General features: G+C 36.6%; 20 protein-coding genes and 1 pseudogene. 5 read left to right on the top strand and 16 right to left on the bottom strand.

What is annotated here, in order from left to right:
* Positions 1-17: 17 nt before the first annotated feature.
* The 11 genes from IW492_RS12360 to IW492_RS12310 form a co-directional block, all read right to left on the bottom strand.
* Positions 18-1,121: an iron-containing alcohol dehydrogenase gene (locus IW492_RS12360; RefSeq protein WP_202067946.1), complete on the bottom strand. Its 1,104-nt coding sequence runs from the start codon at positions 1,119-1,121 to the stop codon at positions 18-20.
* Positions 1,122-1,397: 276 nt separating this feature from the next.
* The gene (locus tag IW492_RS12355) at positions 1,398-1,859 is read right to left on the bottom strand and encodes a PTS sugar transporter subunit IIA (RefSeq protein WP_330928008.1); all 462 of its coding nucleotides are present in this window, start codon (positions 1,857-1,859) and stop codon (positions 1,398-1,400) included.
* A gap of 15 nt (positions 1,860-1,874) precedes the next feature.
* Complete coding sequence (locus IW492_RS12350; RefSeq protein WP_202067944.1) at positions 1,875-3,800, bottom strand: BglG family transcription antiterminator; 1,926 nt, start codon at positions 3,798-3,800, stop codon at positions 1,875-1,877.
* 37 nt (positions 3,801-3,837) lie between these two features.
* Positions 3,838-4,710 carry a class II fructose-bisphosphate aldolase gene (locus tag IW492_RS12345; RefSeq protein ID WP_236671905.1) on the bottom strand — a complete coding sequence of 291 codons (873 nt, stop codon included), beginning with the start codon at positions 4,708-4,710 and terminating at the stop codon, positions 3,838-3,840.
* A gap of 27 nt (positions 4,711-4,737) precedes the next feature.
* Complete coding sequence (locus tag IW492_RS12340; protein WP_202067942.1) at positions 4,738-5,850, bottom strand: PTS fructose transporter subunit IIC; 1,113 nt, start codon at positions 5,848-5,850, stop codon at positions 4,738-4,740.
* Between the two features lie 11 nt (positions 5,851-5,861).
* Positions 5,862-6,173, bottom strand: a complete 312-nt coding sequence (locus IW492_RS12335) for a PTS fructose transporter subunit IIB (RefSeq protein ID WP_202067941.1) — start codon at positions 6,171-6,173, stop codon at positions 5,862-5,864.
* Between the two features lie 379 nt (positions 6,174-6,552).
* A complete protein-coding gene (locus IW492_RS12330; protein ID WP_202067940.1) occupies positions 6,553-7,626 on the bottom strand; it encodes an ABC transporter substrate-binding protein in 1,074 nt (357 codons plus the stop codon).
* A complete protein-coding gene (locus IW492_RS12325; protein ID WP_202067939.1) occupies positions 7,623-8,459 on the bottom strand; it encodes an ABC transporter permease in 837 nt (278 codons plus the stop codon). The genes IW492_RS12330 and IW492_RS12325 overlap by 4 nt, the downstream gene beginning before the upstream one ends.
* Positions 8,456-9,265: an ABC transporter permease gene (locus IW492_RS12320; protein WP_202067938.1), complete on the bottom strand. Its 810-nt coding sequence runs from the start codon at positions 9,263-9,265 to the stop codon at positions 8,456-8,458. Before IW492_RS12320 ends, IW492_RS12325 begins: the two co-directional genes overlap by 4 nt.
* A 12-nt stretch (positions 9,266-9,277) precedes the next feature.
* Positions 9,278-10,363, bottom strand: a complete 1,086-nt coding sequence (locus IW492_RS12315) for an ABC transporter ATP-binding protein (RefSeq protein ID WP_202067937.1) — start codon at positions 10,361-10,363, stop codon at positions 9,278-9,280.
* A gap of 17 nt (positions 10,364-10,380) precedes the next feature.
* Complete coding sequence (locus IW492_RS12310) at positions 10,381-10,923, bottom strand: helix-turn-helix domain-containing protein (protein WP_202067936.1); 543 nt, start codon at positions 10,921-10,923, stop codon at positions 10,381-10,383.
* Between the two features lie 318 nt (positions 10,924-11,241).
* On the opposite strand from IW492_RS12310, the gene IW492_RS12305 reads away from it, so the two are divergent.
* The 4 genes from IW492_RS12305 to IW492_RS12290 all read left to right on the top strand — a co-directional run bounded on the left by IW492_RS12305 (position 11,242) and on the right by IW492_RS12290 (position 14,664).
* Positions 11,242-12,234: an acrylyl-CoA reductase family protein gene (locus IW492_RS12305; RefSeq protein WP_330928002.1), complete on the top strand. Its 993-nt coding sequence runs from the start codon at positions 11,242-11,244 to the stop codon at positions 12,232-12,234.
* Positions 12,235-12,245: 11 nt separating this feature from the next.
* Positions 12,246-13,010, top strand: a complete 765-nt coding sequence (gene coaB, locus IW492_RS12300) for a phosphopantothenate--cysteine ligase (RefSeq protein WP_202067934.1) — start codon at positions 12,246-12,248, stop codon at positions 13,008-13,010.
* Between the two features lie 204 nt (positions 13,011-13,214).
* On the top strand, positions 13,215-13,763 hold the full coding sequence (gene coaC, locus IW492_RS12295; RefSeq protein ID WP_202067933.1) for a phosphopantothenoylcysteine decarboxylase: 549 nt from the start codon (positions 13,215-13,217) through the stop codon (positions 13,761-13,763).
* A gap of 256 nt (positions 13,764-14,019) precedes the next feature.
* Positions 14,020-14,664 carry an ECF transporter S component gene (locus IW492_RS12290; RefSeq protein WP_202067932.1) on the top strand — a complete coding sequence of 215 codons (645 nt, stop codon included), beginning with the start codon at positions 14,020-14,022 and terminating at the stop codon, positions 14,662-14,664.
* Positions 14,665-14,762: 98 nt separating this feature from the next.
* On the opposite strand, the gene IW492_RS12285 is transcribed toward IW492_RS12290, so the two are convergent.
* From IW492_RS12285 to IW492_RS12275, 3 genes and pseudogenes are all read right to left on the bottom strand, one after another.
* On the bottom strand, positions 14,763-15,968 hold the full coding sequence (locus IW492_RS12285) for an aminoacyltransferase (protein ID WP_202067931.1): 1,206 nt from the start codon (positions 15,966-15,968) through the stop codon (positions 14,763-14,765).
* Between the two features lie 845 nt (positions 15,969-16,813).
* Complete coding sequence (locus IW492_RS12280) at positions 16,814-17,386, bottom strand: DUF6434 domain-containing protein (protein WP_202067930.1); 573 nt, start codon at positions 17,384-17,386, stop codon at positions 16,814-16,816.
* A gap of 20 nt (positions 17,387-17,406) precedes the next feature.
* Positions 17,407-18,069 (bottom strand): annotated as a pseudogene (locus IW492_RS12275) (IS30 family transposase); the annotation flags it as partial.
* Between the two features lie 206 nt (positions 18,070-18,275).
* Between IW492_RS12275 and IW492_RS12270 the strand changes: the two are divergent.
* Positions 18,276-18,419 (top strand): hypothetical protein, encoded by a 144-nt coding sequence (locus IW492_RS12270; protein WP_202067929.1) that lies wholly within the window; start codon positions 18,276-18,278, stop codon positions 18,417-18,419.
* 102 nt (positions 18,420-18,521) lie between these two features.
* On the opposite strand, the gene IW492_RS12265 is transcribed toward IW492_RS12270, so the two are convergent.
* Both IW492_RS12265 and IW492_RS12260 read right to left on the bottom strand, forming a co-directional pair.
* Positions 18,522-19,601 carry a hypothetical protein gene (locus IW492_RS12265; protein ID WP_236671903.1) on the bottom strand — a complete coding sequence of 360 codons (1,080 nt, stop codon included), beginning with the start codon at positions 19,599-19,601 and terminating at the stop codon, positions 18,522-18,524.
* Positions 19,594-20,112 (bottom strand): RNA polymerase sigma factor, encoded by a 519-nt coding sequence (locus tag IW492_RS12260; protein ID WP_202067928.1) that lies wholly within the window; start codon positions 20,110-20,112, stop codon positions 19,594-19,596. The genes IW492_RS12265 and IW492_RS12260 overlap by 8 nt, the downstream gene beginning before the upstream one ends.
* Positions 20,113-20,329 lie beyond the last annotated feature (217 nt).

The following is a 20,329-nucleotide window of genomic DNA, read 5'->3' as shown; positions in this document are numbered from 1 at the left end:
CACTCTCTTCTTATTGCTTAAAGGCATTTTTGATACACATCGTAAATATCAGATTCTGTGAAAGGCACGGGATTGTTCACTAATAATCTTTGTTGATTTTTGAAAACCGATTCTGCCATTTTTTTTGCCTCTCCCCTAGTAATTCCTAAAGAATGTAAAGGTTCTCTTGGAATAATTTGATCAATCAATTTTCTTAAATTTTCCCAAACAGCTTCCGGAGAACAGATAAGAATTTCACTAAGCAACTTTTCAAGCTCAATCAAATCTGCGTTCATCTCTCTATATTTTTCAAATACGGCATGGAAAACTAAGTAGTTAGATTTCCCGTGAGGAACATGATAATTTGCACCAATAGGATATGACAGCGCATGAACACTCGCACAACCGGCATTGCCAAAGGAGATGCCAGCTAACGTACTTGCTTCGAGAAAGACTTGGAGATTGTCCGGAAGCTCTAATTTATCCTTGCTAACAATATCTTGATACCCTTTAAGAATAATACGCATAGCTTTTTCACCTAGCGCTTTGGTAAACAAGCTGGCTTTTGGAGAAACATAGGATTCAATGGCATGTATAAACGCATCTACTGAACTTGTTGCAAAAACTTGGAAAGGAATCGTTTCTAACAATGAGCCAATCAATATCGCCTCATCAGCATATAATTGATCTGCAGCTAAGCCAATTTTGGTTTTCTTTTCTCTGAACTCTGCAATTGAAATGTTGGTCACTTCACTTCCTGTGCCGCAAGTCGTTGGTATAATGACCAATTTTTTCTTTTTTGGAAGTGTTGCGCCTTTTTCAAAAATTTCTTTGAGCGTATACTCTGTTCCAAAAACAAAAAGTTTGGAGATATCAATTACTGTCCCCCCGCCAATTGCAATAATCCGTTCATACTTCTTCCCTTTCATTTCTTGAAACATTGCACGAATCATTTCATCATTCGGTTCTCCTGTTCCAAACTGTTCTTGAAATAGAATATGACCTTTTAATTCTTGGCTATCCATTTGAGGCATGAAAATGAACTTATTAGTGATAATTAAATCTTTCTCATTAGCAGTTTCATTAAAAAAATCCCTTAAATTATTCTTAGAGCAAATAACTGGGTGGAGCTTGAATTCCATATTATTTCATCTCTCTTTCAAAAAGATCACAGTAGCTACATTTACAAACAGCATTCGATAATTTCCATAATTTTCTACTATTTTTTTATTTTACATACCTTTGGACAACACAAAAAGGAATCTCCCACATGTTATAATTCGATTACCTGCTAGCCTCTATATGTAGAAGACTCCTACGGCATACATGTCAACGTTAAGAACTCCTATCTTCAATCAGCCTCTACTATTCTTTTAAACTTTCAAAAAATATCCCCATTTTCAAATTCAGAAATTTTTTTATGAACTTAGTAAAATATTTATGAAGCTATCTTCATTTCTTATTTCTTTCAATCTAGTTAAAATATCATCATCAGCCAATTTAGCTGCTACTTGGGATAGTAATCTTAGATGATCTTCTGCGCCTTCATTACCATCAGGTACGGCAAATAGAAAAAATAAACGTACTGGTTTATCATCGTATGATTCCCAATCAATATAATTTTCTGTCCGACCAATTGCTACACTGGGAATTCGTACACCTTCTGATTTTCCATGGGGAATTGCAACATTATTTCCCAGTCCGGTAATCCCTTCGCCTTCGCGCAAATAAACATCTTTTATGAATGTCTCTAAATCTGAAATTGTTCCCTTTTCAGACAGCATTTTCGCTAACGCTTCAATTACTTCATTTTTGTTAGTTGCTTTTAGTTCTAAATTAATGAGCTTTCTATCTAAAATATCTTTAATATCTACAGTCACAAGCCATCCTCCCAACTAATGAAACAAGAAGCCATAAGCCTTTATTCCATCTTCACATTTTTTAAACCTGTTCATTGAGTTTTTGTCTTCAGTTAGTGTGATTAGATCTGTATAGAACTGCTTGGTTTTATTGATATTAACCTTTGTATTCATCTTTGCAGCTAACAAAAATACGAACTGAATCTCTTCCTCCCCAAACCACAGAATGGGCTGTTCCAAGGTTGCGACTGCTATCTTAGGTTCATTTACTTCATTCATCGATCCATGAGGAATTGCAGTTTGAAATCCTACACAGGTAGAAGTTTCTTTTTCCCTTCCCCATACAGTCTCAAAAAAATCTGAGGTAACATAGCCCATTTTTTCTAAGTAATGACACATCATTTTTAATAGTTCCTCTTTGTTAGAAACCTTCATATTGCTAAAGAATAATTGAGGATCAAACAATGTTTGAATAGAATTTGAGAATTGAATTTTTTGGTGTTCAATTCCATTAAAATGATGGATAGTATTCTTTATTCTGCTAATTTCTTGATCAGTCGGTATTTTGGAAATTGATATTGTCCCTCTATCTTCAGGGAGACAATCAGAAATAGCTATTTCCTGATCGTAAACTCTATTTGAAGTCTCACTGTTTCTCACAATTTTTATACTCTCCACTTCAGGAATGTGGTGTTTTATCGTTTCAACTATAAAGCTGCTATGAGATCTTGTTTGATCGGTTATATAAAGTAAGTCAACTATATTTTTGATCCTCATTAAAGCAGCTTCAATGTACATCACAATATAGCAGATTTCATTTTCCGTAACCTGAATATCATAATATTCCTCAAATAATTGGCTGGTTGACCAAACACTGAGATAAACTTTACCGTACTCTTCTTTAAGTTGTTTGCTCAAGCTGGAAGTATTTGCTTTACTGTACTTCATTCTGAAAATAGCAGATCTTAAATGTTCAGTTAAGTCTTTTTTTAAAATCAAATCGCCCCTTAAATCCACTTGTAAAATATCTGAAACAACTTCAATTAAATCATTCACGAAGTTTTCCAAATTGGTTGGTCGATTGTTCTGCATTCTATTCTCATTTTCAGTCGTCCAAACTAATTTACTTGAAATCAGAATCTCATGTGCCATAATCTTTTTATCAATTTCCGACAAGCTTCTTCCCAAATTGTATTGTTTCAAGTTTTTCTCTAACGTCTCAACAAAATTGTATTCACTATATTTCTCTACCCAATCTAAATTATTGAATCGCTTAAGATTGCTTGGTGTTTGTCTGTATAATGAAAGAGAAAGCATTACCCAAATTCTACTGAAAGAGTCACGGCTAAATTGGATTTGCCAGCTCTTTTCAGATGATCTTATTACCTTACTTACCAGTTCTATATCCAGACCTCTAACAAAAAATGCTAAGTTTTCTCTAATACTGTAAAGTCCGCTCTTCAATATCAAATTTCCTATTGCCCTCCAAATAGAAAGTTCTTCTCCTTTTATGCGCATTCCTTTTTTTTGTACAATTTCAAGCTCTAAATCTCTTTCTATTAACCAAGCTTTTATGTCCTCCAGCTGCTTTCTAAACGTAGGCAAACTAACATATATTTCATCTGAAAGTTCTGATTGTGTAACATATTCTTTATTTTTTAGAGACAGAAGCCGTCTAAGAATATGGAAAAATGCTTTTTCAGTAGAGACTTCCACTACTTTACTTTCTTTTAAATCATTTTTGTCTATACCAGAATTCAGAACTAGTTTAATCCCTTTACTAGGGATCTTATCAATATGCCCAATTTTTTCATTTTCAAGATAATCTTCTAAATAGTTAATTTGAATTCTAACTGTTTTTTCAGATATACCAATTTTTTTTGAGATTCTTTTCACAGAAATCAAAGGGGCATCAAGAAGTATTTTTAATATCTTTTTCTGATATATTTGATTCTTATCCATACTGCCGCCTCCTTGTCTATCTGATTCGAATCAATTTTTACTCATGAATAGTAATATTTTCTGTATTGAAGACATATCGGTTTGAAGAACCAATGATCTGAACATAATCTTTCACGAATTTTTTGACACTTTCTTCAGCAATTACACACAGCTCTAAATAATCGATGCTTGGATCTTGATCTAAAGCTTTAACCATCCCGTTTTTTGCTGCCGAGAAAGCATCAGTGGCAACATTGATTTTATTAATTCCATAAGCAACTGCTTTTCGTAAGTTTTCCTCGCCAGATCCTGACCCGCCATGCAGTACTAAAGGAATTTGAAGAATCTCTTTTAGTTCTTTCAGGCGATCAAAATCTAATTTGGGTGTTTTTCCTTTCGGATAATTTCCGTGAGCTGTTCCAATAGCTACGGCAAGTGCATCAACACCTGTATATTTAACAAAATCCTGTGCTATCTTAGGGTCTGTATATAAATTCTCATCGCTGTCATCCTCCTGGGCAGCTTGACCAACATGACCCAATTCAGCTTCAACTGAGCACCCTTTACTATGAGCAAGACTACAGATAATCTCGGTCTTCTTCATATTTTCATCATAAGGCAAACTAGATCCATCAAACATAACATTTGTAAACCCCATATTGATACAATCAGTGATTACAGAAAAGTCCATTCCATGATCCAAATTCAATGCAACTGGTACATGAACTCTCTCAGCCAGTTCTTTTATTACAGGAAACATTTCTTCTTTATGTGCATGCTTTTTCATCTGTCCCGGACCAAATTGAATAATGATCGGAGAATTTTCTTCAGCTGCTGCTAAAATTCCGCCCCGTACCATTTCTATATTTATACTGTTCATCGCCATAACGCCATACTGATGTTTATTTGCATCATCAAGAATTGATTTCATTGTCACTAACATTCTTCCACCTCGTTTTTATTCTACGGTTATATCAAAATCAATATCATCCAGATCTGCTTCATTTTCTTCTGATTCAGATTGCTGCTCATTTGACTTTTTAATTAATCCATACACAATACCAGTTGTAAGTGAGCCGACAAATAAAGCAATTAGGAACCATATTGGTTTTTCCATCATCGGAACAACAAAAATACCTCCATGGCCAGCAACAGATTCTACCCCCATTCCAGTAGCGATTGCTCCTGCAATAGAAGAACCTAACATTGAACTAAAAATGAATCTAAGCGGATCTGCCGCTGCAAATGGTAAACATCCTTCAGTAATAAAACATAAGCCCAGCGGTAACGCCGCTTTCCCAGTCTCTTTTTGTGCTTGAGAGAACTTATTTTTTGCAACCAAGGTTGCTATAAATGCTCCGATCGCTGGTGTCATACCACCAACTATCTTTGCTGCCATCGGTCCATAGATACCGTCAGCCCCCAATGCATTTGCTGCTAAAGAAGCAGTCTTATTGATTGGACCACCTAAATCAAAGCCCATACCTGCACCAATAACAGCACCAATAACTGATTTCGCTCCACCATTTAGAGAAATAATCCATAATTGGAATTTATCCATTATGTACGCTAAAGGAGGAGATAGTACAATTAAGAAGAGCATTCCACAAACAAATGAAGTTAATGTTGGTATAAGCAATACAGGCATCAATCCTTTCAACCATTCAGGAACTTTCCATTTCTTCATCCAATTAACAAACCAGCCAATAACAAATGCACTCAAAATTCCGCCGATGAAACCAGCTTTCGTTTCTGTAGCAACAAACCCCAATACAAGCCCAGGAACTATTGCTGGTCTTCCTGCAATAGAATAGGAAGTCCCAGCCGTCATTACTGCTACGGCAAAGCTCATTGCATAAGAACTGATTTTATTCACTCCCCACCAGAAACCAACCCAAGTAAACGGATTCATATTTGTAAAGGGTGTTGCCCCGGGCTCAATTAGATCACCGATATCAAACCCACCAAATCCTTTAGCTAAAGCGCCTAAAATACCGCCAGCTACAATAATAGGGATCATATAGGAAATCCCTGTCATTACATGCTTCTTAATAGCAAATTTTCCCTTCATGGTTTTCACTCCTATCCTTTAACCAATTTTTCATGGATTTTTTTTATAACTCCCTCGGGTGACTTCATCACTAAACTAATAGGTATTTCAATTACTTTTTTCCCTTTAAACCGATCCCTGCTGACTGAAATATCTGTGGCAATAACAACTACATCTGCTTGCTTTATTTCTTCCGAAGACAATTCATTTTCAACACCTATTGACCCTTGCGTTTCAATTTTTACATCATCCCCTGCTCTGATTGCTGCCTTTTCAAGTTTTTCTTTTGCAATATACGTATGAGCAATTCCAGCAGTACACGCAGTTATACCTACAATTTTCATAAGCTTCTCCTCCCTTTCTTTCTCTATAAATCCAGTATAGTTCTTTCAATAGTAAATATTTTAAAGAAAGCGGTTACATATTTATGGTATTTTTTTCTTTTTTATATTTCAAAATTATTTTGATACTATAATTATACCAAATACATATTTTTCATAGTATTACAAAAAAATTTATAACTAGGTGGGGGCAGTGCTCTGAAGCTGGTTTGCAGATTAGCCCTTGTTGACTTTTGGCTATTGAATACTTTCCACTCATTAAGGTTTATAAAAAAAAACGACTAAATAGTCGCTTTTTTTAAACTGTGAATCTGTCAATAAAATAATAGGTAAAACTGGTTCAAAAATTTTGATGATGTTCATTTTTACCGAAGGTTCCATCCTATTTCCGATACATCTTAAATTCCAGAAACAGATCATTATAAATACCTAAATATTCCTGTCCCAAATCTTCATAAACTTCCAAGCGAGAGATTGTTTCATCGCTTGGATAGAACTGTTCATCTTCTGAGATTTCTTCGGGCAGAAGCACTTTGGCTTTTTTATTCGGTGTTGAGTAGCCGATGTATTCAGCATTCTGTGCTGCATTTTCCGGCTTCAGCATGAAATTAATAAAATCATAGGCTCCCTGAACATTTTTAGCTGTTTTTGGAATAACGATATTATCAAACCACAAATTCGATCCCTGTGAAGGAATAACATAATGAAGGTGCTCATTGCCATCCAGCATTTCAGCAGCTTCACCGGAAAATGAAACAGCCGCAGCACTTTCTTCATTAATCATGTACATCTTGATTTCATCTGCCACAATCGCTTTAACATTTGTTGTTAATGAATTTAATTTCTCCGAAGCCTCGAACAGTTCTCGATTATCTTTACTGTTTAACGAGCAGCCCAGACTGTTCAACGATAGGCCAATCACTTCACGCGCCCCGTCAATCAGCATTAGATTGTCTTTCAATTCCGGACGCCACAGATCATCCCACTCCTGCATCTCTTCTTCATTGATAAACTTGTCATTATAAATAATCCCCAATGTTCCCCAGAAATAAGGAATAGAATACTGGTTACTCGGATCAAAATCCAGATTCAGAAAACGTTCATCAATATTTTCCAGCCCTTTAAGTTTGGAATGATCAATAGGCAGAAGCATCTCTTCCTTTATCATTTTCTGGATCATATACTCAGATGGTATGGTGATATCATATGCAGTTCCCCCCTGCTGTATCTTAGTGAACATTGCTTCATTTGAATCAAATGTCTCGTAGTTCACTTTGTAGCCAGTTTCTTTTTCAAACGCCTTAATCAGAGCCGGATCAATATAATCTCCCCAGTTGTAGATAGTCAGAGTATCCGCACCAGCCATCCCGCTTGCACGTTCCAACTGTCCAACACCGATAAACAACAGTAAAATAATCACAAGAATGCCGGCAAATAAAGAATTCAGCTTTTTCATGACAGTTTAGCCACCTCGCTTTGTTCGCGTCGAATTTTTTTTAATCGTTTAGAGGTATTGTCCTGACTGATAAAATAGTAGCCAATGACAAGAATCATTGAGAATAGAAAGACTAGAGCACTCAGCGCATTGATTTCCAGGCTAATCCCTTGTCTTGCCCGAGAATAAATTTCAACAGAAAGAGTCGTAAAACCATTCCCTGTCACAAAAAACGTTACAGCAAAATCATCCAAAGAATACGTGAACGCCATGAAATAACCGGCAATGATCCCAGGAGACAGATAAGGTAATACGATATTTTTTAATACTTGAAAATTACTTGCGCCCAAATCTCTGGCAGCATCCACCATGGAATCGTTCATTTCCTGAAGCTTTGGCAGAACCATTAGAACGACAATAGGGATACTGAAAGCAATGTGAGACAACAGAACACTGGTAAACCCTAAACTTATAAAGCCCACAGCAGTAAAGAAAATCAGAAAGCTGGCACCGATAATAACATCTGGTGATACCAACAGAATATTGTTAAAGCTCATCAAGGCTGTTCGGTTTCTGCGACTTCTCGTATAGTAAATAGCCATCGCTCCAAAAGTTCCAATAACAGTCGCAATCAACGCAGATAAAAAAGCAAGCAAAAATGTATTCAACACAATAATCAGGAGGCGTGTATCTTCAAACACAGCCCTGTAATTGTCAAAGGTGAAGCCGGTAAAATTATTCATTGTATCTCCATCATTAAATGAGTACAAGATCAGATAAAAAATTGGTGCGTACAGTAAAAGAAAAACCAGAACCAAATAGATATTTGACCACTTAAAACGCTTTTTAGTCATTTGATCCGCCCTCCTTTTCTCTTTTCACCTGTCAAGAGCATCACCGCTACCATTGCAACAATCAAAACGACACCAATGGTCGAGCCCATTCCCCAGTTTTGCGTAACCAGAAAATGCTGCTCAATCGCTGTTCCCAACGTAATGACACGATTTCCGCCAATCAAACGAGTCAGCATAAATAACGAAAGTGACGGGATGAATACGGCCTGAACCCCGCTCTTTACACCATTTAATGACAATGGAAAAATTACCCTGCGAAACGTTTCAGTATTGTTCGCACCCAAATCCCGGCTAGCACTAATCAGCGAAGGATTCATTTCTTCCAATACATTAAAAATCGGCATAATCATAAATGGCAGTTCAATATAGGCAGCCACAAACAGAAAGCTAAAGTCTGTAAAGAGAATCTGCTGCGACCCGATACCAATGAAGCCTAAAAACTGATTGACTGTTCCATGTACACTGAAAATTCCGATAAACGCATAAGCCTTCAACAGCAAGTTTACCCATGTCGGCAAAATAACCAGCATCAGCCATAATTGCTTATGCTTCAGTTTTGTCAGAAAATAAGCTGTCGGATAGCTGATCAGCAACGTCACTGCAGTAATCAAAAAGGCATACCAGACAGAATTAAACGTCATTGCCAGATAAGTTCCAGAAGTAAAGTAAATCTGGTAGTTTTCCAGTGTAAACTGCCCGTTCATATCGAAAAAAGATTGATAGATAATTAATAAAACCGGTGCTATTACAAACAACAGCAGCCATAATGTATAAGGAATCGAATAAATTCGACGAACTGCTTTCATTTCCTGCCTCCTCTACTCTTCATAGCTTTCAAGACGTGCATCAAAGTCTTCTTCAGATTCATTAAATCGCATAACATGGATATCTTCCGGCTCAAAAAACAGCCCTACCTGAGAGCCTTCTTTTGCTTTCCTTGTAGAATGAACCATCCACTCATTTTTCTGTTCATCAAAACAAATAATTTCATAGTGAACTCCTCTGAACAGCTGGGTGTCAACAGTAACAACCAGTTTTCCTTTATCAGGAGTTGTAATGGACAGATCTTCCGGTCGGATAACGACTTCAACCGGTTCATTGGACCGCATACCGCCATCCACACATTCAAATTGTCTTCCAACAAACTCCACCAGATTATCTTCAATCATTGTCCCATCAACAATGTTGCTTTCTCCAACAAAATCAGCAACAAAGTGATTAATCGGCTCATCATAAATATCTACCGGCGTTCCGCTTTGAATAATTCTTCCTTTATTCATCACAAATATTTCATCACTCATCGCAAGTGCTTCCTCCTGATCATGAGTAACAAAAATAAACGTAATTCCCAACCGCTGCTGCAGCTCCCGCAGCTCATACTGCATAGCTGTCCGCAGCTTCAGATCAAGCGCAGACAACGGCTCGTCCAGCAAAAGAACTTTCGGCTCATTTACGATTGCACGGGCAATCGCAACACGCTGACGCTGTCCCCCGGACATTTCACTAATTTCCCGACCTTCATAGCCAGGCAGCTGAACCATTCTCAAGGCATCCTTGACCTTTTTTTCAATTTCCTGTTTAGGCATTTTTTTTATTTTAAGACCGAATGCCACATTATCAAAAACATTCATATGAGGGAACAAGGCATAATCCTGAAAAACAGTGTTGACCGGGCGTTTGTTTGCAGGAACAACATTGATCTTTTTCCCTTCAAAGTAGACATCGCCCTCGCTGACATCTGTGAAGCCTGCTAGAATCCTCAATATCGTTGTTTTCCCGCAACCTGAAGGACCAAGTAACGTATAAAACTTTCCTTCTTCAATCTCAAAGCTGACTTTCTTTAATACTGTTTCATCATCGTATTGTTTTGCTACAGAATCAAAAGAAATAATTGTTTTTCCCACTCGTTCATTCCCCCATTTTAAAGATAAGATTCAGTTGCTACAATCAGCACTCTGCTTTTCCCTTTGGATTTATTTTTTAACTGATGAGGTTCGGAGGCTTCATAATAGATTGCTTCTCCTTTTTTAGCTGCGTGTACGTTTTCTCCAAGGACTAAAGAAACAGCCCCCTCCAGAACATAAATAAAGGTTTCTGATAAGGATGGTTCAAAGGTCTTATACTCTCCATCTCGATCAAATGTCAGTAATACCGGCTCCATATCCATTTCATTCGATTCAGGAATCAGCCACTTCAGCATATACCCGTTTTCTTCATCAAGATAATAGGTGCAATCCTGTTCCCCATATACAACCTTCTGTTCCACACTATCTTCACTGAAAAATTCTTCAGGTGTCACTCCCAGAACTTCCAGTATATTAAAGAACGTCTCCATTGACGGTGAACTCAAATCCCTTTCCAACTGTGAAATGTAGCCTTTGGTCAGATCAGTCCGTTCTCCAAGCTCTTCCTGAGTTAAATTTTTCTGAACACGCAAATTCTTCAGCTTATCACCAATCTCCATATTCTCACCTCACTCAAATCATTTAGTCTTTCAAAAAAGTTTGGTAATACTAAACTAGTAGTTTAATTACACCTTTTCCAGTATACAAATTTTTCAAAAAATAGCAACTATTTTTTAAGGATTTTTAAGGAGAAATTTCTATAAAGAAAGAGGCTGCTCAGAAAACAATTTTCGTCACATTTTTTTCTAACTTAAAGACAGACAAACCCAAGCGGTATCAGTAAATCTTAAAGGCTCTATCTTATACACTTTCTCACAAAAAACAAATAATGTGATATGATGATAACAATAAATCAGCATAATAACGGAGGTAACATTGTGGAAAAATTTTTAGCGCTTGTGGTTGAAGAAATAAATGGTGAAATTGTCTTTGAAATTAAACAAATTTCAGAAAAAGAATTATCCGAAGGCGAAGTCCTAATCAAATCTGATTATTCTTCAATTAATTATAAGGACTCTTTGGTGGTACTCAAAAACGGCGGTGTCATCCGCAATTATCCTATGATTCCGGGAATTGATGTCAGTGGAGAAGTCGTCTCTTCCCAAAGTGATCAGTTTCAGCCAAAAGACAAAGTCATTGTCACCAGCTATGGATTAGGCGTTGCACATACTGGAGGATTTTCTGAATATGTACGTGTTCCTGCCTCTTGGGTTGTCTCTTTACCTAAACAGCTGTCGGTAAAGGATGCGATGATTATAGGAACAGCCGGCTTTACTGCCGCTTTATGTGTAGATGGTCTTGAAAAGCATGGACTATCTGAAAACAAAGAGGCACATATTTTAGTAACAGGGGCTTCAGGCGGTGTAGCCAGTCTTGGAATTGCCATGCTGAATAAGCTTGGTTACAAAAACATCACTGCATTAACAAGAAAAAAAGAATCTGCTGCCGTTTTAGAAAAGCTAGGAGCTTCCAATGTCCTTCTATTAGATGAGTTTATTCCTGAGAAAATCCGTCCACTTGGAAAACAGGAATATGATTTTGTTCTGGATACTGTGGGCGGTGAGACATTGTCTGCTGTATTGCCATTAATCAGCTACGGAGGAAGTGCTGCTATTTGCGGAAATGCCGGAGGAATTAATCTAAAAACAACTGTCCTGCCATTTATTTTGCGGGGAATTAATCTGTTGGGCATTGACTCTGTGAATACTGATATGAAGAAACGACTGACCATTTGGAATCGACTGGCAACTGACCTGAATATCACTGAGCAGGCATTAGTTGCTGAAATCTCACTGGGTCAGGCACCGGAAATATTCACCTCTCTTCAAAAAGGGCAGCACATCGGAAGAACCATTATCAAATTTGATTAAGGAGATCGTTAATGAAGGTATTAATTACAGCTGGAGGTACATCAGAAAAAATTGATAACGTCCGCTCCATTACCAACCATTCCACAGGGCGTTTAGGGCAAACAATTGCGGAAGTCTTTTTAGAAAAAGAGCATCAGGTGATTTATCTGACCACCCCTTATGCTGTTCGTCCTGCTGAAAATAAACAGCTGACTGTAATAGAAATAGAAACAACAGATGAACTTCAGCAGCAGATGAAGATGCTATTATCCAATCACAATTTTGACAGTATTATTCATAGTATGGCAGTCAGCGACTTCTCCAGCGAAACCAGTATTCCTGAGGAAGAATTAATTCAGAATCTGACAAAAAAACTGCAAAAAGAAGAGTTGTCTACGGGACAGAAAATTAGTGAAATCATAAAATCTGTCCTAGATTCGCTTGGTCAGCAAAGTCAATCAGAAAAAAAGATTTCTTCCAATACAGATCGACTCTTGCTTTTCTTAAAGAAAAACCCTAAAATAATTGCTATGATTCGTGAACATCAGCCCGATACTATTTTAGTAGGATTCAAACTGCTTGTAGGTGTTACAGACAATGAGCTGATCAACGTAGGAACAGCTGCACTTGAAAAAAATCACTGTGATTTCGTTCTGGCAAATGACTTAGAAAATATTCAAGGAAATAATCACCGTGGACTTTTAATCCATGCAGATCATCATGTAGAAACAGCTGATACAAAAAAAGAAATTGCACAGCTGATTGTAAAAAATGTGGAAAAACTTAGTCGATTCTGATTCATTTGCAACAAATTTTTTAAGGTTTTCGATTATATTATTCAAATTAAAAGCAGAGGGATCATACTGGCAAAGCAATCAGGCAACACGCATAAACACACAAATACTGAAAAAATAATTGCTGTATCATCACTAAACAGCTGTTTTCTGTTAGAATAATACTAACATTTGGTTTCTTAACAAAAGAAAAGGTGGCAACCTATTATGAAAACAATTTTATTAGGTGTTTCAGGCAGTATATCCGCTTATAAAGCAGCTGATATCACCAGTCGACTGATGAAACTTGGCTATTCCGTCGAAGTTATCATGACTACGAACAGTACAAAATTCATTACACCGTTGACGTTGCAGGCTTTATCTAAACGACCCGTTCATACTGAAGTAATGGAAGAAATTTACCCTGAACAGATTAATCACATTGAGCTTGCCAAAAAGGCTGATCTCTTTCTTGTTGCTCCGGCATCTGCTAATATTATTGGCAAGCTGGCAAATGGGATTGCAGATGATATGCTGTCCACTATTGCCCTTGCTCTGAAAGAGGAAGTTCCTAAGGTTATTGCACCGGCGATGAATACGTATATGTATCAAAATCTGATCATGCAGCGCAATTTGAATACCTTGAAGGAAATCGGCTATCAGGAGCTTGAGCCGCGGGAAGCTTTACTTGCCTGTGGAGATTTTGGCAGAGGTGCACTGGCAGAGGTAGATGAGATCGTTGCTTATGTACACCAGATTCTGGATAATGTTCACTAGGACCAATCTGAAGACTATTGGGAAAATGAGTTTTTCAGCGATTTTGGTGGAGGTCCATGAAAAAGGGCAGCTTGTATAGTTCATAAGTGAGGATTTATGCCGATGATATCCATAAAACTACAAAAACACTTGCCACCAACGTTTTCAGACAGATATTAAACAATGCTGCTGTTATTTGCATAAGAATTGATATTAATGTATTCTTTCAAAATGATAGCAGCGGTCCAAATCATCTTCTCAGGAAAGGAGTCAATAAATGAAAAACACAAAAAATTTCACTTTAACAGCAATGTTTTTAGCGATCCTTATTTTACTCGCTGTCGTTCCATTTCTGGGGTTTATACCAATCGGCCCAATTAATGCAACAACTATGCATATTCCTGTTATCATTGCATCGATTATTTTAGGACCTAAGATTGGCGGATTTCTGGGAGGCGTCTTCGGTATCATCAGTATGATTCGGAGTACAATCATTATCTCTCCTCTTTCCTTTGTTTTTTCACCAGTAATTCCTGTTATTGGGACAGATCAGGGAAGCTGGAAAGCAGTTCTAATAGCCTTCATTCCAAGAATATTAATTGGGGTTGTTCCCTACTATGTTTACAAGCTGTTTAAAACAAAAGCGGAAAATAATAAGTCTTTGCAGACAGTCGGACTTTTTATAGCAGGTTTCTGCGGTTCAGCAACCAATACTATTTTAGTAATGGGCGGGATTTTCCTGTTGTTTAAAGATGCATATGCTCAGGCAATGGACATTGATATCGAAACAGTATTTTCTGTTATTCTGGGAATCATTTTTACGAGCGGAATTATCGAAGCTCTTGTGGCGGCCTTTGCCACAGTTGCGGTTGCAGCTGTCTTGCTTCGATTAACAAAAACAAATACCACACAAAAATTGTAGAAAAGTTTGTATCATAAGATAAAAAAAAATACCGCTCCAAAGTCAGATTTTCTGTCTGATTTTGGAGCGGTATTTAAATTTTTGGTTTACACTCTTTTTTATTTTCTGCCTTTTCTCAATTTATAGGCATACTGACTCGCTCTAAACAGCAGCTTGTTCACAGGCAAATCAAATTCTCCAATGAATTCATTGATTGTCGGATTGAAATTAGATTTGAATTTCAACAGACCATCATTCAATGATCCTTCTAATCCCCCCATATTACAGCTTTGGCAGCCGCGGTTAAAACATTCATTAATGGACTCATACCACGCTTTGTATGCAGGCATATAGCGTTTGTAACGATCATCCATTCCTGCGTATAGAATTTCACTGGTTGAACCAAAATTCAAAGCCAATGCTCCGGCCACAACAGCCTTATCTCCTGAGTCAGCAATATGCTCTTCCAGTTCAGCTAATTCTCTTGTCAAAGAAAATTCCAGCTCTTCTAAATTATGACGTTTCTTCACTTGATTCTCTTTCAAATTAGCCAGCTCTTCTTTATTTTTATCATGTCGAGCTTTTGTTTCTTCATAACGAGCTTTTAAATCTACCTCTGCAAGCATAATAAATGAATTTTCAGGATAGATAGTCATTAGCTTGGTAAAATAGTCTGCATTCCGCAAAGAGATGTGTTGACGCTCTGTCGTCAGCTGAACCATTTTCCCAAAATCAGAAACCAGCTCCTGATGCCCCATATGGACAACGACTCCCTTTTTTTCTGCCTGCTTCAGCATCTTCTTCGTACTCTTGGACAGCTGCTCTTCACTAAAGTTTTCTTTATAGATATTAGCCTGGAATCGAGGTTGGATGGTCGCATCCATTTCCATTGTATAGCCCTGATGCCTTGCCCCACTAGCTTCAATATTTTGAACAATTTCCTCAGCCTGAGAGTTCAGCGTTTCTTCACGAGTCAGTGAAATATTCTTATGGATTACTGTCGGGTCCATTTTAACAAAAAGTGCCCGTTTCTGCTTTCCAAATTTCCTCAGATTTGTCAGAAAAAAGTGAACAAGCTCCTTGTTAGTATAATCTAAAATTGGTCCTCTGGGGGTATACAGCATCGTAAACCCTGCCGGAAGAGTCTGAATAAGTACCAAACTTGATGCAACCAGTTTTCCATCACTATATACGCCGACTATTTCTGAATCCCAATTATCTTTTACCTTAGCCCAGGAAGACGACTGCAGCAAATTACACAACGGATGTTCTTTTACAAACTGATCATGTTCTTCAGGATTAACGCCAATCTTAAATTCATACATTTCCATAACTCTCCTATTTATCATTAATCTATGACTCTGATAGCTTTAATATAACATCAGTAGATTGATCTGTTTTTTTGTTCCCATATTCCCGTATTCTATCGCTTCCTTGCGCTTTTGTAAACTAAAAAAAGAAATATGACCTGTAAACTTTTATAATAAGTCATCAGTGCTGTATAAATGTAGTCAGTATATTCTGATTACTTACTTTTTCCAAAAAAATCAAAAAGGAAAGTCCGGGCACAGCGGGCGAAACAAACGCTTGATCTGAAACATCTTTTCCTTTATCCCTATTTTAAGCTTAATAAGCGTAGTCAACAAGGTCGCAATCACCTGTACATTAAGATCATGCCGATTCGTAATGATCCGAAGAGGATTCTCATGTTTGAAGTCAACCGGTATAAGTTTCGGTGTATAAAAATATGACTTTCATGGGCGAACGTTTAATAAGTATCCAGCATCTTCTCTAAGAATTATAACCGATATCCCTATACTAAAAGTCATGTTTCCTTTCAGATAAATAAAACTTGGATTTTTAGTTACGCCGATAGTAAAAAAGACAAAAATATCTCATTCAAAGTATTTCTGTCTTTATCTCATAAAAAATTTATTATTCAACTATTTTCTTCATCAGGAACTGGCCAATCTCTCCACAAATTTCATATCCGAATAAGCTGTTCCATTCATATTATTGCTTATAAACTTCATCTTGACCATCACAACATTAATCAACACCACGTACCCTTTAGCCAACGCAAAAACCCGAATAACTTCACGCTGTGTTCTCCCATTCCCTTTCGGTAATACATCATTAAGACCATACTAAAAATTCAAATTTGAATCTTTCAGTTTATCGCTATTAGATCTGATTTTTCGTATCGATTATGCCCTTGTAATTGCTTTTTATATTTCCAACACTTAATCGCTTTTTCTAAAGAACTTCCCCTATTATCTGCAAAAAAATCTCTAATATAGGTATTGTACTCAAATTGTTTGTCAATTTTCGTTTTTCCCATTTTCTTATCTTCAAGAATTTTATGATAGGCTATTATTGCCTCTTGATACGTTTTTCCTTCATTACTTTTTAACCATTTTTGAAATGTTACATTAAATGAAAAACCACTTCCTATATATTCCTTAAAAAATACTCTATGCTGTTCGGAGCATACAAAATTAGGTTCAATTTTTGTGTCTTTGCTAATATTGGATATTACTGTTGCTTTTTTCTTTTTAGGTGTTGCAGATAGCACTTTACCAGAATCAAGAAAATAGGCTATCCTATCTGTTATATCTATTTTCCCTCCCGAAACAGGCAAGCCATTTTCTCTACAAAAGTCTACCAACTCTTCTTTCAAATAATAGAAATCACGAAATATTTTGCTATCTAAGTTTTTGTCTAATGATGGTCTTTTAGTCATGCTTTTCTCCTTTTTATTTGTCAAATTAAGCTAGACAAATGATCTTCACTTATGTAACTCAAAAATACCTCTATTGGTATTTGATAATTTAATGATTTTCTTGGTATATGATTTCTTTTGGAGGCGACAGCTGAAACAAAGGCTTGGTCAACTTGATTAAAATCCATGCTCTTAGGTAGACCGTCTTTACGCAATAAGCCATTTGAATGCTCATTTAATCCCCGTTGTGACAGTGTTCCAGGATCTGCAAAATAGATCGAACTATCATTGTCATTACTCATATCTTTCCAATTTGAGAACTCTTTTCTACAATCAAAGATAATGAATTTAAATAAGTTCTTGAGAATATTTTGTAACCATTTAGTGGTTGCTTTTTCGATATCTACTGTTTTGCGACTGTCTGGTTTCAGCGTAATAATCACTTTTGACAGGCGCTCAACCAGCGTGATGACGCCACTTTTATGATGAACGCCGACAATTGTGTCGCCTTCCAAATGACCAAATTCCTGGTTAAATTCAGGATAGTCATTAATTCTTTCTGAAATAGTGCGTTTAAACGCTTGCTTTCTGCGACGCTCGTTATACCTGTTGGGCTTTCTTTTTCCCTTCATTGGGAATTTTATGCACTCAAATTGATTGGCTTTGAACTTACGATAGAGTGTCCTGACAGAGCATGAAATAGGAAATGCTTGACTTCACTCCTTATAAGTCTTTGGTCAGAACTATTTTGAGTGTAGCACAAATGACTTACTTTAGTTATCTAGCTTAATTTTACTATCGGCGATACAAAAAAATAGTCATATTATTTACTGAATCTGGTACTGTAAAATAGATGTTTAAGAAAAAAGAGAAGGCTTGTTTGGGTTTCACCCGTTATCATGTAGGGGGGATGGAGAAGGTTCGGAGAGAATCCGGGATTGTCATTTTAGCTTTAAGCATGATGAAATTAGCTGCCAGAGCACGGGGAAAAGACAAAGAAAAACGGCAATCGAAAGCTTTCAACAAATTTTCGATTGCCATTTTTCTTTTTTGATTATTTTAGGACTACTTTTGTCACAGTCCCGACCCATCCGATTCAAATTGACTAATCTGTAGTTTTCCTATAAAAAAGGTAAAAATTTGAAATATTAACATTTTAGTTGTTTTTCAGATCAAAGTATCCTATTTCTTCAATCGGTTCACCAAAAGAATCTATCTTATTTAATTGGACCGTATAAACAGAATTTGTTTTATCCAATGCACTTAAGCTGAAAGTAACACTGATTTCGTCAATTTGTTGACTTCCCATATGTGTCACACCATCTAATTTAACACCATCTTTGTAAATTGTTACCGCTGTTCTGCTATCTTCATTGACTGGTGCCTTGAATTTCACCACGGTTTGTAATGCGTCACTCTTCACTTGAATGTCACTAATATTATTTATGTTACTGATTTCTGGGGCAGCTGTTTGCATCAATGGTTTGTACTCAATATCGAAAGACCAATCCCCCTCATATTCAATAGCATTCTCTATTGTAAACGTTGCCGTTGGGTCTGGATTCTCCATTGCTCTCGATATCTCAGCTGCTGCAGCTTCCTTATCTTGCCAAGCTAACCGAGTGATATGTAATGTCAATTTGGCATTTTCAGGAATAATTTCCTTATCAAAAGTTGAGAATACAGACCCGTAAAACATATCTCCCTCAACTCGACTGGTTGAACTACCTGATACTCCACCATAGATATCCTTCGTTCCCCCATTAACATAGAGCGAAACATCTATAAATTCAAATGTCTTAGCCCACGGATCTTCTGTTTTACTGTTCTTTTCCAATAATGTCTTTAATTCCTCATCCATTTTAAATTGATACTCAAATGCCATTTTTCTTTTTGTCGAAACAAATTTTGTTAACGTTATTTCCATGTCATTTGATTTGCTTACTAGATTCAAATTGTTTTCTATCCCTTTATCTTCTATTGCTGCAACACCCGAATCTTTGCTTATCCCCAAAGCATTCCTTATAGCCGAGTTAACTTGCGGATTAACAAAAAGAATCATTGCTACCGCTACTGCTAGAACTGCTAAAATCACTGTTTTTTTATGTTTCTTCGTATTTATTTTCTGCTCCACCTCGTGACTTAGTATTCTTTGTCGGTTTTTCTCTAAATCCTTCAGCACTTCTTCTGGAATTTCTATTTCACTTCTAACAAAATCAATATTTTTATCAGCCATTTTGTTCTCCTTCCAATAAAATTTTTAACCTCTCTCTTCCACGTGCTAACCTAGTTTTCACTGTATTTTTAGGTAAATTCAGTTGGCTGGCAATTTCCTTAATATTGAAACCTGCGTAATAATGTAATATTATGGGAATTTTATATTTCTCAGGCAACAGATCAAATATTTGCCCTAGTTCAGATTCTCCATAATATTTTTCTTCAACAAACACATCATTTTCTTCAATCCGAACCATATCAATTCTTCGTTTTACAATAGCCTTTGCTACATTTATCATAATCCTAAAAATCCAAGTATTAAATGCAGCTGAGTTCTTAAGCATACTAATATTTTTCCACGCAATTATTTCAGTTTCTTGTAGACAATCCGAGACATCTTCGTTATTTTGAAGTAACTTGTACGCTGAGTTATACAAGACACTTTGATAACATCGACAAAGCTCTACAAACGCCTCAGCGTCACCTTTTTTGGTCTTCTCAACCAAACTCACTTGTAACTCATTTTTCATAAACTCTTTTGCCTCCTCCTCCCTATACTTATTAGAGAAAAAAATGTACTGAAAGGTTTCACTTAATAGTAATTTATTTTTTATATTTAAGAAACGCCGATAGTAAAATTAAGCTAGACAACTAAATAAGTCATTTGTGCTACACTCAAAATAGTTCCGTCCAAAGAATTATAAGGAGTGAAGACAAATGACCTATACTCATCTTACACCAAATGAA

The organism is Enterococcus sp. BWB1-3 (assembly GCF_016745275.1).
GTDB lineage: Bacteria > Bacillota > Bacilli > Lactobacillales > Enterococcaceae > Enterococcus_L.
This window is presented reverse-complemented; position numbering and strand designations above follow the sequence as displayed.

Bases quoted from the DNA above. Each gene is read 5' to 3' on its own strand.
- IW492_RS12360 (WP_202067946.1), bottom strand. From the start codon at position 1,121: ATGGAATTCAAGCTCCACCCAGTTATTTGCTCTAAGAATAATTTAAGG.
- IW492_RS12350 (WP_202067944.1), bottom strand. From the start codon at position 3,800: ATGGATAAGAATCAAATATATCAGAAAAAGATATTAAAAATACTTCTT.
- IW492_RS12345 (WP_236671905.1), bottom strand. From the start codon at position 4,710: ATGAAATCAATTCTTGATGATGCAAATAAACATCAGTATGGCGTTATG.
- IW492_RS12340 (WP_202067942.1), bottom strand. From the start codon at position 5,850: ATGAAGGGAAAATTTGCTATTAAGAAGCATGTAATGACAGGGATTTCC.
- IW492_RS12335 (WP_202067941.1), bottom strand. From the start codon at position 6,173: ATGAAAATTGTAGGTATAACTGCGTGTACTGCTGGAATTGCTCATACG.
- IW492_RS12330 (WP_202067940.1), bottom strand. From the start codon at position 7,626: ATGAAAAAGCTGAATTCTTTATTTGCCGGCATTCTTGTGATTATTTTA.
- IW492_RS12325 (WP_202067939.1), bottom strand. From the start codon at position 8,459: ATGACTAAAAAGCGTTTTAAGTGGTCAAATATCTATTTGGTTCTGGTT.
- IW492_RS12320 (WP_202067938.1), bottom strand. From the start codon at position 9,265: ATGAAAGCAGTTCGTCGAATTTATTCGATTCCTTATACATTATGGCTG.
- IW492_RS12310 (WP_202067936.1), bottom strand. From the start codon at position 10,923: ATGGAGATTGGTGATAAGCTGAAGAATTTGCGTGTTCAGAAAAATTTA.
- coaB (WP_202067934.1), top strand. From the start codon at position 12,246: ATGAAGGTATTAATTACAGCTGGAGGTACATCAGAAAAAATTGATAAC.
- coaC (WP_202067933.1), top strand. From the start codon at position 13,215: ATGAAAACAATTTTATTAGGTGTTTCAGGCAGTATATCCGCTTATAAA.
- IW492_RS12290 (WP_202067932.1), top strand. From the start codon at position 14,020: ATGAAAAACACAAAAAATTTCACTTTAACAGCAATGTTTTTAGCGATC.
- IW492_RS12285 (WP_202067931.1), bottom strand. From the start codon at position 15,968: ATGTATGAATTTAAGATTGGCGTTAATCCTGAAGAACATGATCAGTTT.
- IW492_RS12280 (WP_202067930.1), bottom strand. From the start codon at position 17,386: ATGACTAAAAGACCATCATTAGACAAAAACTTAGATAGCAAAATATTT.
- IW492_RS12270 (WP_202067929.1), top strand. From the start codon at position 18,276: ATGGAGAAGGTTCGGAGAGAATCCGGGATTGTCATTTTAGCTTTAAGC.
- IW492_RS12265 (WP_236671903.1), bottom strand. From the start codon at position 19,601: ATGGCTGATAAAAATATTGATTTTGTTAGAAGTGAAATAGAAATTCCA.
- IW492_RS12260 (WP_202067928.1), bottom strand. From the start codon at position 20,112: ATGAAAAATGAGTTACAAGTGAGTTTGGTTGAGAAGACCAAAAAAGGT.